Source organism: Paenibacillus sp. FSL H8-0317, assembly GCF_045040685.1.
Taxonomy (GTDB): domain Bacteria; phylum Bacillota; class Bacilli; order Paenibacillales; family Paenibacillaceae; genus Paenibacillus.
Genome location: NZ_CP150294.1, coordinates 5,278,321 through 5,289,933, shown reverse-complemented (window position 1 = coordinate 5,289,933; position 11,613 = coordinate 5,278,321). Strand labels below are relative to the sequence as shown.

At 45.1% G+C, this 11,613-nt stretch carries 11 protein-coding genes; 6 read left to right on the top strand and 5 right to left on the bottom strand.

The annotated features are described in order from the left end of the window. The first annotated feature begins 379 nt into the window (after positions 1–379). Positions 380–1,741 carry an amino acid permease gene (locus MHB43_RS23700; RefSeq protein WP_405130523.1) on the top strand — a complete coding sequence of 454 codons (1,362 nt, stop codon included), beginning with the start codon at positions 380–382 and terminating at the stop codon, positions 1,739–1,741. Between the two features lie 59 nt (positions 1,742–1,800). Here the strand turns inward: MHB43_RS23700 and MHB43_RS23695 are convergent, their stop codons facing one another. Beyond that, entirely contained in the window at positions 1,801–2,985 is a 1,185-nt protein-coding gene (locus MHB43_RS23695) for a serine hydrolase domain-containing protein (protein ID WP_405130522.1), read from the bottom strand. A gap of 170 nt (positions 2,986–3,155) precedes the next feature. On the opposite strand from MHB43_RS23695, the gene MHB43_RS23690 reads away from it, so the two are divergent. Beyond that, a complete protein-coding gene (locus MHB43_RS23690) occupies positions 3,156–3,608 on the top strand; it encodes an Lrp/AsnC family transcriptional regulator (RefSeq protein WP_221824361.1) in 453 nt (150 codons plus the stop codon). A gap of 111 nt (positions 3,609–3,719) precedes the next feature. Here MHB43_RS23690 and MHB43_RS23685 read toward each other — a convergent pair whose 3' ends face one another. The 3 genes from MHB43_RS23685 to MHB43_RS23675 all read right to left on the bottom strand — a co-directional run bounded on the left by MHB43_RS23685 (position 3,720) and on the right by MHB43_RS23675 (position 6,407). Beyond that, on the bottom strand, positions 3,720–4,919 hold the full coding sequence (locus tag MHB43_RS23685) for an MFS transporter (RefSeq protein WP_405130521.1): 1,200 nt from the start codon (positions 4,917–4,919) through the stop codon (positions 3,720–3,722). A 124-nt stretch (positions 4,920–5,043) separates the two neighbouring features. Further along, complete coding sequence (locus MHB43_RS23680) at positions 5,044–5,904, bottom strand: alpha/beta hydrolase (RefSeq protein WP_405130520.1); 861 nt, start codon at positions 5,902–5,904, stop codon at positions 5,044–5,046. A gap of 56 nt (positions 5,905–5,960) precedes the next feature. Next, positions 5,961–6,407, bottom strand: a complete 447-nt coding sequence (locus tag MHB43_RS23675; protein ID WP_405130519.1) for a MarR family winged helix-turn-helix transcriptional regulator — start codon at positions 6,405–6,407, stop codon at positions 5,961–5,963. A 460-nt stretch (positions 6,408–6,867) separates the two neighbouring features. Between MHB43_RS23675 and MHB43_RS23670 the strand changes: the two genes are divergently transcribed. Together MHB43_RS23670 and MHB43_RS23665 are read left to right on the top strand one after the other, a co-directional pair. After that, positions 6,868–7,944, top strand: a complete 1,077-nt coding sequence (locus MHB43_RS23670; protein WP_405132466.1) for a FecCD family ABC transporter permease — start codon at positions 6,868–6,870, stop codon at positions 7,942–7,944. Between the two features lie 2 nt (positions 7,945–7,946). Continuing rightward, positions 7,947–8,714: an ABC transporter ATP-binding protein gene (locus MHB43_RS23665; protein ID WP_405130518.1), complete on the top strand. Its 768-nt coding sequence runs from the start codon at positions 7,947–7,949 to the stop codon at positions 8,712–8,714. Positions 8,715–8,859: 145 nt separating this feature from the next. On the opposite strand, the gene MHB43_RS23660 is transcribed toward MHB43_RS23665, so the two are convergent. Then, complete coding sequence (locus MHB43_RS23660; RefSeq protein ID WP_405130517.1) at positions 8,860–9,492, bottom strand: DUF421 domain-containing protein; 633 nt, start codon at positions 9,490–9,492, stop codon at positions 8,860–8,862. Positions 9,493–9,646: 154 nt separating this feature from the next. Here MHB43_RS23660 and rnhA point away from each other — a divergent pair, with 154 nt between their 5' ends. Continuing rightward, positions 9,647–10,300 carry a ribonuclease H gene (gene rnhA, locus MHB43_RS23655; RefSeq protein ID WP_405130516.1) on the top strand — a complete coding sequence of 218 codons (654 nt, stop codon included), beginning with the start codon at positions 9,647–9,649 and terminating at the stop codon, positions 10,298–10,300. Positions 10,301–10,510: 210 nt separating this feature from the next. Continuing rightward, on the top strand, positions 10,511–11,380 hold the full coding sequence (locus MHB43_RS23650) for an alpha/beta fold hydrolase (RefSeq protein ID WP_405130515.1): 870 nt from the start codon (positions 10,511–10,513) through the stop codon (positions 11,378–11,380). Positions 11,381–11,613 lie beyond the last annotated feature (233 nt).

Here is an 11,613-nt window from a genome sequence, read left to right as displayed (position 1 = left end):
GGCCGTTACTAGAATAGGAATTTATTCTATATAGCTTGAACTAACTGTTTATGTGAAGCATAGGCTTCACATATATCCCCAGAGTTTCACCTTTATAAAAGAAAATCAAAATAGTTTGAAGATAACAGCGATTGGAAGGTTGATCTATCATCGGAGTGGCAAGTGTAAATATTCTTTAGTTCAATTTATATAGTCACGCCCATTTTATAAATTATGAATTATCAAAAATGGCTTGTGAGGGCACCTTTTACAAAAGGGCCCTATTTGCCGTGAAAAAATATATAAGGGAGGGATATGTATTCTGGGCAGATTATTATATGATGAGTAATAATATTTTGCATCGTAGAGAGCATTTGCAGAAAGAGAGTGGTGGTTGATCATGCAGCAAGAAACGTTAACAAGGGGATTAAAGAACCGACATGTGCAGTTGATGGCGATCGGAGGTGCGATCGGTACAGGGCTGTTTCTCGGAGCAGGCAAAACGATCCAGCTAACAGGACCATCCATCTTGCTGGCCTACATTATTACGGGTGTTGTGTTGTTCCTGATCATGCGTGCATTGGGGGAGCTGCTGTTAAGCAACTTGCAGTATCATTCCTTTGTCGATTTTGTGCGTGATTACCTGGGAAATATGGCGGCATTTATTACAGGCTGGACCTATTGGTTCTGTTGGATCTCCATTGCCATGGCTGATATTACGGCCGTTGGATTGTATACACAGTTTTGGTTTCCAAATGTACCTCAGTGGATGCCAGGGTTAATTGCGTTAGTCATTTTGCTAATCATGAACTTGGCAACGGTCAAGTTGTTTGGGGAGATGGAATTCTGGTTTGCCCTGATTAAAGTCGTGGCTATTCTGGCACTCATTATTGTTGGTTTATATATGATATTCAAAGGTTTTACCACGGATCAGGGTCCAGCGAGCTTCACCAATCTGTGGAGTCATGGGGGATGGTTCCCGAATGGACTGCATGGGTTCATCATATCGTTCCAGATGGTGGTGTTCGCCTTTGTAGGCATGGAACTGGTGGGACTCACAGCAGGGGAAACGGAGAACCCGGAGAAGGTTATTCCAAGAGCCATTAACCAGATTCCGATCCGGGTACTGCTCTTCTATGTTGGCGCACTGCTGATTATTATGAGCATCTACCCGTGGAACGCCATTGTGCCTACGGAAAGTCCGTTTGTACAAGTGTTTGCCGCTGTGGGTATTGCGGCTGCCGCCGGCATTGTGAATTTCGTTGTGTTAACATCAGCGGCTTCGGCGTGTAACAGTGCCATTTTCAGTACAAGCCGGATGGTGTTCTCCATGGCAAAAGATCACAACGCACCCGAGTCGTTTGCACGATTGAACAACAGGAAAGTGCCTTCCAACGCGCTGTTTTTCTCCACAATTGTTATTTTGATTGCGATTGTTCTGAACTATATCATGCCAGAAGGCGTATTTACACTGATCACGAGCGTGTCGACCGTGTGCTTCATCTTTGTCTGGGGTATCATGGTCATCTGTCATCTCAGATATCGTCGTACTCAGCCGGAACTGGCGAGTCGCAGCCGCTTCAAACTGCCACTATATCCGTTCTCGAACTACTTGATCCTGGCGTTTCTGGCGTTTGTGCTAGTGGTATTGGCATTGGCCGAGGATACGCGTGTTGCACTGTTTGTCACGCCGGTGTGGTTCATCCTTGTTGCGGGGATCTATCTTTTCAAAAAGAGAAATTTGAGCAATAACAGACAGTAAAACTTACCTTTGTTAATAAATATACCCGCCCAATCAGACTGGGCGGGTATTTATGTTTTTTAAATTCTTGCAGCCTCTTTGCCTTCACGAATGCTCGCGTAGATGGCATCACAGATATCGGTTGTATACTGGCCCGACATCCCTTCAAGTGCCGTGTTGGTGAATGCTGCAACACTAAGTTCTTCTTTTGGATCAACAAACCAGGAATGACCGTAAGTTCCACCCATTCGCCACGTACCCGCTGATTCCGGTGTACCGGCTGCGACAGGATCTTTAAGTATTGTAAAACCAAGGCCAAACCCTCTGCCCGGCCAGTATGGCATCACGAGATCACCGATTTGATTGGTAGACATCTCAGCCGCAACGGCTTCTGTAAGAAGAGGCTGTCCTCCTTGTCGCAATGCTTCAAGTAAAGTAAGAAAATCTCCGGTACTTCCAACCATACCCGCTCCGCCCGATAAGTAAGCAGAAGTACGATTCGCACGATTGGGTGACAGTCGGAAGCCAGCAGTACCCTCAATAAAAGGAATCAACTCCAACTCATTATGAAGGAGACGCGGTTCTTCAGAACCATTAGCATATGCGGCTGTCAATCGTTCCGAATCCACCGCAACAAAGTCAGTGTCGGTCATGTGGAGTGGATGAGTAACCAGCGTTTGAACAGCTTCTCGTAGTGACATCCCAGTTACTTTTTCGATAACGGCACCAAGTACATCTGTCGCAATGGAATATCTCCACATGTTTCCTGGCTCATACAGAAGAGGAGCAGAAGCCAGCCTCTGCAGATTCTCCTCCAGACTAATTTCAGACCAATCCATTCCGTCCGATACTCCTGCAAGCTCATAGGTTCCCTGATCTTCTTGGAAGAAACGATATGTCAAGCCTGCGGTGTGCGTCATCAACTGATGTACTGTGATTAAAGCATCCTGACCATTAGCAAGTTTGGGCCTGAATGCAGGAAGCCAGCGGGTCACCGGATCATGCAGACTCAGCTTTCCTTGTGAGATTAATGCCAGAGCTGCTGTCGAGACAATAGGTTTGGTTACGGAAGCAAGTCGAAACAGAGCGTTTTCCGACATGGTACGCTTTTGCTCCCTGTCTGCGAAACCAGCTGCCCGGCTATATACCAGTTCCCCTCCTAATGCAACCTGTACAACTGTTCCTACGATTCTTTTTTCGCTTATAGCTCTGTCAATGGCTTCATCCACATAATTATGCAATGGCGTCATGTCTTTTTTTCTCATGCTTATCTTCCTCTCACCAACTGATGTATTTGATTTCTCGTGATAACTGTGTTTATTATATAAATGATTGATCTTGTATTACATGGTTTGTTAAAGGCATTATAATGAATTGACGAATATACTTAAGGTTATTTTTGAATATATCTTATGTATTTAAAGGAGTGGATCACATGGACGAAATAGATCAGCATATTCTGTATCACTTGGAGAATCAGGCGAGATTATCCATGACCGAACTAGGTAAATTGGTGGGGTTATCTCAGCCCGCTGTTACTGAACGAGTCAAACGAATGGAAGAAAAGGGAATCATCGAGGAATATCGAACCGTGATCTCCCCCTCCAAATTGGGCAAGCAAAGCACAGCCTATGTTCTTTTTCGTACGCGGGATTGTTATCCTTTCCTGGATTTCTGTCGTGCGTCACCTGAAGTTGTGGAATGTTATCGGATAAGCGGGGAGTACAATTACTTGCTGAAAATCCTCACAGACACCATTCAGGGACTCGAGGAGTTTGAGAACAAGTGTGATCCGTACGGTACTTACATGACTTTAATCACCATGTCTTCTCCAATTGCACATAAGAATCTCGTGGAAGGACCAAATCTGTTGGCACAGGCAGAATAAGATTCTAGTCTATAAAACTTTGAAATGTAATGCAGAAGAGGAGTCCACATCAAGTGAACTCCTCTTTTGTCTTACGTTTAACTCATGCAAAATGCCTTCCTGTTATTTTACTTACTTGGGAAATCCATATTTATAAGCACGCATAGCTACAAGCAACGCAGGAATGAGCAAGATAAACAGCACCCCAGAAAGGTATCCTGCTCCAAATAATTCAAGAAGGATGCCCCCGATGATGCCTCCTCCGCCAATCGCCAGATTCCATGCTGTAACCAGCATCGATTGGGCGACATCTGTGCTTTTGCCTCCGGCTTGAGCGATGGCAGTTTGTAACAGTGTCGCGGCCCCGCCAAACGTAAGTCCCCAGATCATGACGCCAAGAATAATAATCACAGGTTGATGAGTAGCGATTCCCATCACGACAGAGGCCAGAGCGAATGATGCCAAGCTAATGATAACCAATCTCCTCAAAAACCGGTCAATAAGCATTCCGGTTAACCAAATTCCAACAATGGAAGTAATACCGAAAATGAGCAAAATCAAGTCTACTCTGTTAGCAAATACGGTCTGGGCAAGGTAGGGAGAAATATAGGTATATAGGATATTATGGGCAAGCATCCAGGCCAGAACAACAAACAGAATAGGCCTAACTCCCGGAATTAAAAACACCTTGTGCAGCGGAAGACGTTCCCCAGCGGGCTCTCCGGCAAAGTCCGGCATTTTCCAGAGAACCCATACGATTAGAGCTACGGTCAGAAGAGATACTATCCCGAAGATGAGGCGCCAGCCGATATAAGAACTGAGAAAACTACCGATTGGAACACCAAGGGCTAGTGCCACGGGTGTGCCGACCATAGCCACAGCCATGGCTTTACCTTTTAACGAATCCGGGACCATCCGACGAGCATAACCTGCTGTCATTCCCCATAACACACCCGCAGAGACTCCCGCCATAAAACGAGCAGTAAGTGTCAGGATATAATCTGAGGATAAGGCGGTAACGGTGTTAAAGACAAGAAAACCGCTAATGCATGCCAGCAGAAGAGGTCGGCGTCTCCATCCGCGTGTAGCAGCAGTCAAGGGAATGGCAGCAACAAGTGATCCAATGGCATAAAGAGTCACCAACTGTCCGGTAAGAGCCTCTGTGATCCCCAAGTCTTTTGCAATTTGCGGCAGCAGTCCCGCAGGCAGACTTTCAGTGAGGATGCAAATGAATCCCGCCATGGCTAAAGCAAGTAGCCCAGCCCACGGAAGGCGTTCTGAAGATATGGAAAGCAGCTCCCTTTGTTTTGGGAGGGGTGTGTTAATGGCCATGAATAAAACCTCATTTCTTATATTTTAATCCTATCCAGAACTATGCATATAAGCTTATCTGAAAAAATCAAACTTTTGCATACAGGATTAAAGGTAAAAAGGAGGTCTTAACATGGTATTTATTTTAATTTGTGAGTTTTTCCGTTAATTCAAAGGGGAACTGTCTGTTCATCCAATTAAGGATGATATCGACAGGTTCCATGTACCGTTGGCCTACCAGTAAACCCGTATGGGTCGTATCCCACAGTCCGGCATATGCAGCATGCAGCTGCTTGGCGGTTAATTTGCCTCTCTGATCTTCGTCTTCACTGGAGACAGCCTTGATCACCAAGCTGGGGCAATGGATAAGGTCACCATTAATGGATACTCCATCGGCTCCACAAAGAACTGAAAAGGTAGCAAATGCCTTCGCGGACTCCGATTGCAGATATTTAAGCTGAAAAGCAATGTCTTCTGCCGTCTCATCTATACTGGTTAGTTCATCACGGACAGGTGCAGGCATGATAATTCCAGGTGTGATACGATTACTTTCAGGGTAGGGGATTAGCTCATGGACTTCCTTGCTCAGACTGGCGTCGATCACAACCAGGCCTGCCAGAGTAACGGTTTCTGCAATCTTTTGACTGAGAATCCCACCCATGCTAAAGCCAATGAGAACGGGAGGCTCGTTGAACTCGGCTAACACTTCACGAATATCCTCCAAATAATCGTCAAACGTAATCTTTGTCATATCCATGACCCGACTCTTGTAGTGACTTCTCAGGTTCATGACATAACAGGTCCAACCGTGCTGGACAAAGTGGGGAATATATTTGCTCCACATCCAGCTGCCTGTGTATGCACCGTGTACGAACAGCAGTGGGGGCTTCTTGGTCGTTGTTTTTTCGTCATGAAGCGGGGTTCCTGCGAATATCTCCAAGTGTAAATCATGTTCTCCGATCTTCTTTACCTCATGTTCCGGTAAAAATTGTGTGTAGTCCGTCATACCAAAAACCTCCTCTAAACTATTAGTTTGATATCAAACTATTTCTCCAAAAAAAATTAGAAGTTGCTATGAATTTTCATTAAAATTCGCAGCAGTTCTTTTTTCTCCGCTTCCGTAACGTCCGCATAAAACACGTCCAGTATGCGCTGTGATATCTCTTCGAAGACTGGCTTTAATTCTTCGCCTTTTGCAGTCAAAGCCACATGAACAACTCGTGAATCTGTTGCATCACGCTCCTTAACGACGTATCCTGTCCGCACCAATTTGTCCACAAGTGCAGTCACCGTGGATTTATCCTTGCCAATTTTTTTGGAGATTTCAGCCATATTCATCCTGTGATTATTGTACAGGGCATAGATAATATCCCCATGGGACGTAGCGAGATCCTGGATTCCCTGCTCAGCCATCTCGCCCAGGATAAAGCGGTTGACCTTCTCTTTAATTTTGGATATGAGTGAAATAGCGTCTCTTGTTTTCATACGTGTAATATAGTTTGTTATCAAACTAATGTCAAGCTTTGTTCCGTGAAGATCTGCCCAAGTTGTGCAATATCACTATATAGGCTATCGAGTGAGCCTTTATGATTCGTCGTTTGCACGAACGTACGGATATTCATGACATTCAATCCGTCGACGGTACCTACGCCCCAGTCTGCATCAGCGAACAGGTCGCCCCGAACGAGTACCAGATCCGGGCTTGCACCTACAACCAGCTCTTTACCTACATGAAATTCTCAATTGTGAGCGGATACGTCGTTTTATTTGTATTCTCAACATGCTTCCGGATGTGAATTTCATTAAATGATGAACCCCGTTTCTATGTGTTTTAAATTGACAAAGATAATCATTCTCAATTATAATCCGAGAAAACACGTTGTAAATAGCTAAATTTATGATGTTCTACATTTTATATGAATTGACGGGGGAAGAGATGGCACAGACGGTTCAGGTTCAGACACAGCGTATGGGGAAAAGAGAGTCTCTGATTCATAGTAAATCCGGGTTTGCTATACTGATTGCAGCTTTAATCATGATTACGATTATATCTGTAGGGATCGCGGTTTCCATTGGACAGGTTCGTATTCCGCTGGCGGAGTCATATCGTATTCTTTTAACCAAATTAACAGGATTTCAGTGGGGGGCAACACCCATTGAGGCAGGCTCCTTTACCGATATTATCTGGCAGATTCGTTTTCCACGTGTGCTGATGGCGATGTTTATCGGTGCAGGATTGGCCTTGTGCGGTGCTGTTATGCAGGCTGCTGTTCAGAATCCGCTAGCTGATCCTTACATACTGGGTATATCCTCAGGCGCTTCACTTGGAGCAACTTTTGCAATTCTCATTGGATTCGGTGCGATTGGGTGGTTAGGTCAGACGGGGGTGGCTTTCTGGGCCTTTGCCGGTGCGATGGGTGCGTCCTTACTGGTCCTGACTTTGGCAGGGATTCGGGGGAAAATGACGTCGGTTAAGCTGGTGCTTGCCGGAATGGTGATTAACGCGTTATGCAGCGCTTTTTCGAACTTTATTATTTATTTTGCCAACAATGCTGAAGGCATCAAAACGGTGACATTCTGGACCATGGGCAGCCTGGCGGTTTCAGGATGGAACAAGCTTCCACTCGTGGGTATCGTCGTGCTGGTGGCGATTCTATTTTTCCTTTTACAGTCCAGAGTTCTTAATACGATGTTGTTGGGGGATGAAGCAGCGGTTACGCTGGGCATTAATCTGAGTGTGTATCGCAGACTGTACATGCTGTTAACCGCTTTGGTGACAGGTGTTATGGTGGCGAGCTGTGGCATGATTGGTTTTGTCGGACTCATTATTCCACATATCGTCAGAGGTCTAGTGGGTTCCGACCATCGTAAGGTGATGCCTGTATCTGTGCTGTTTGGAGCCATTTTCCTCATCTGGACGGATGTTATTGCACGATCCCTCATATCCAGCGTGGAGTTGCCAATCGGTATTATTACGGCCATGATTGGCGCACCAATGTTTATGTATATGCTGGTCAAAAAAGGCTACGGTTTTGGAGGAAATTAAACATGAAGCTGAACGTAGAAAATGTATCCATCTCTGTGCTGAACACGGACATCATCAAAGATATTTCATTACAGGTGAACGGTAAACAGTTCGTCGGACTGATCGGACCCAATGGTTGTGGCAAGTCAACGCTGCTCAAGAGCATTTATAAAGTGATCAAACCGCAGCAAGGTAAGGTTTTTCTGGACAATACCGATATTCTCAAGTCCAGTCCAAAGCTTGTATCCAGACACATGGGCGTTGTTGGCCAGTTTAATGAATTGAGTTTTGATTTTACAGTACGCGAGATGGTCATGATGGGCCGTACCCCACACAAAAAAATGCTGGAGACGGATAATGAACGGGATCACGAAATCGTCGAGCAGGCTTTGGAAAAAGTACATCTGACTGGACATGCAGACCGCAATTACGTGTCTCTGTCTGGTGGAGAGAAACAGCGTGTGGTCCTGGCGCGTGTCCTGGCACAGCAACCTGAATTCCTCATCCTGGACGAGCCGACGAACCATCTGGACATCAAATACCAACTTCAGATTCTAAATATTGTCCGTGGACTCGGCATTGGTATACTTGCAGCGCTGCATGATCTCGAACTCGCCGCAGAATATTGCGATTATCTCTATGTGGTGAAAAAGGGCCATATTGTGGTCCATGGCAAACCGGCAGATATTCTGACTCGTGAGATGATTGGTGAGGTATTCGATGTCGATTGTGAAATCTATAAGAACCCGGTTACGGGTGGTTTGGGCATCGCTTATCTGAGTACACGTTGATTAGGACTATATCTTTCGTCTGGATGACGTGGAGAAATCTTCGCAATAATCAAATGAAGTGAACATAGACCGTACCTGTTGGAGCGATGTTGTTGAGTGCTCACAGGGCCGGTCTTTTGTTTTTTTAGGTGGGGGTAGGGATCAATTATTGAAGCTTAGGATCAACGGGATGAGCATGAGCACCTTTGCTGACTTCTTGAAAAATATCTGAGGAGTTATCACTATGCGTTGAAGAATTGTTGCTGTTGTCTTGTTGAGAGTGTTCTCCCGTTGCTGGGCTATTACGTGTAATTGCATAACTTCGTAGGATCTCTTCCAGATCTCCAATCGTCACGGGACGAGCATGTCGTTTCAGAACATAACCGAGTTGACCATTGGGTTCCACCGTTGCCGTCTCCAGATCGTCCACACTCGTAATACCTTCCTTCCTCAGGTGCATCTCGAGCTGATCCATCGTGTAACGCATACGTTTCAGATTCGGGATAATGACCTTCCCGTCCTCTACCACGATTTTGGAAGTGCCACTCATGAGCCGTTCAAAAAAATTAAATTTCAATTGCAGTTGTTCCACTACAAGCAATGTCACAATGAATACCGATGCTGATCCAATCGCTTTGCCTAGCTCATGATTTGCGATGGGCTGCACAATCGTTGTTCCAATGGAGATCATGATGACCGTTGTAACCACACTCATCTGGGAGATTGACTTGCGTCCTGCAATTCGCAGCAGGATCATGCCGACAAGTACAAGTAAAACGGATTTCCATATCCAGTCCATACGTATATTCCTTTCTATTCCAGTTTGCTCTTTGCTTCTTAGGCTGTTCTGGAGATGAGGGAATTATGCAGTTGGCTAAATCCGTAGCTTTCATTCCGCCCACCGGATCGTTTACAATAGGGTATTGATGAAGTGAACAAAGGAGCGGGTCACAGTGGCAAAACAGAAATACTATGTTGTCTGGGAAGGCAAGAAGCCTGGTGTGTATAACACATGGGCAGATTGCAAAGCGCAGACGGATCATTATACCGGAGCAAAATATAAATCATATGAGTCCAAAGCAGCCGCAGAAGAAGCGTATCGTGCTGGATGGAAAGGGAACTGGGGTTCAAGTGCAGGCGGAGCGTCGAAGACGAAGTCGGCTGGGAGCGGAAGAAGCGCAGGCATGGAAACGTCGGAGGAAGTGGATTATGACAGCGTCTCCGTTGATGTGGGTACACGCGGTAATCCTGGACCTGTAGAATACAAAGGGGTGGACACCCGCACTGGTGAGATTATTTTCTCTGTTGGACCGATCTCCAAAGGCACGAACAATCTGGGCGAATTTTTGGCCATTGTACATGCCCTCGCACATCTGAAGAAAGAAGGCAGTACCAAAACGGTGTATACCGACTCGGTCAATGCCATGAAATGGCTAAAGCAGAAAAAAGTAGCCACGACGTTAGCACGGGACAACTCCACGGAAGAGATCTGGCTGATGATTGATCGTGCGGAGCAGTGGCTCCAGACGAATACGTACAGCAATAAAGTGCTAAAATGGCAGACCAAGCAGTGGGGCGAAATCAAGGCAGATTACGGACGAAAGTAGGAATTTTTCCAAAGGATGCCTCCTTTATTTCTTGTCTATTATAATCGATATTTACAATTTCCAGTTTCCGCTCTATAATCATCTGAATATGATTAGTTAAACATATGGAGGAGCCTGTCATCTGCAGGCCCTCTTTATCTTTTTGGTCCATTGATTAGCAAGTCCATTCACTAGAATGGGTTATTTGAGTATATATTGCAGGAGGCAGACATGAGTTCCATTTATAGAAGTGAAGAAGGCAAGAGCAGCATACTTGAAGAGTATGAGATTTATTTGAACGAGTTGGGTGAGAAATTTACTCGGGAGTATGTAGAGACGCGTTTTGGCAAGACGCATGTTTTATTGACGGGTCCTCTAGATGGCAAGCCGTTATTTATTCTCCAAGGCGGTAATTGTGTGAATCCGATGACGTTGTCTTGGTTCTCTTCCTTATTTAAGGAATACCGGATTATTGCTCCTGATACGATTGGTCATCCTGGTTATAGTGAGGAAGCGAGTATCTCCACACGGTTTGATAGTTTGGCTTTATGGGTGTCGGATCTGCTGGATTACTATGATATTGAAAAGAGTGCGTTTATCGGCCCATCGTTTGGAGGAGGCATTATTCTCAGACTGGCTACCTATATTCCGGAACGCATCTCGTGTGCCGTATTGGTTGCTCCTGCGGGTCTTGCGGTCAACTCCAAAATTAAAACAGCTCAGGATATCACGCTGCCGCTCGTCAAGTACCGCATGACGTCTTCACCATCTTCTTTGCAAAAAATTACGGACAACATGTCGTGCAACTGCATGAAAGAAATGGATAAAAACATTATCGGCAAACTTTTTAAATACGTCAGCATAGATCAGGATCTGCCCAAGCTCACGGAGCGAGAAGAACTGGTGAATTATACGTCACCAACCTTGTTGTTGGTAGGGGAGAAGGATGTCTTTTTCCCTGCGGATAAGTGCATTGAACGGGCTCAAAAGATTATTCAAAATGTTCAAGCCATCAAGTATGATACAGGACATTTTCCTTCACAGGACGTTTTGGTTCAGATGAATGAGGAAATACAGCAGTTTTTACAAAAGAATTATTAATAAAAGCTGCAAATGAAGGATGAGAAATGTTTTTCTCCAGTTTAATAAAGTAATTCGCTTTATCTGTCGATACTCTATATAAGAGAATGCTTTTCTTCTATAGAATAGTGTGGATAGGGATTAGCAGTAGATCGTAGAAGGCCTGATATCATTAATATTTAAATATTTCGCGTTAAGCTGTTTCAAATTGCATCATTTGGTTTATATGTATAGTTGGCGATGAATGGCTGACT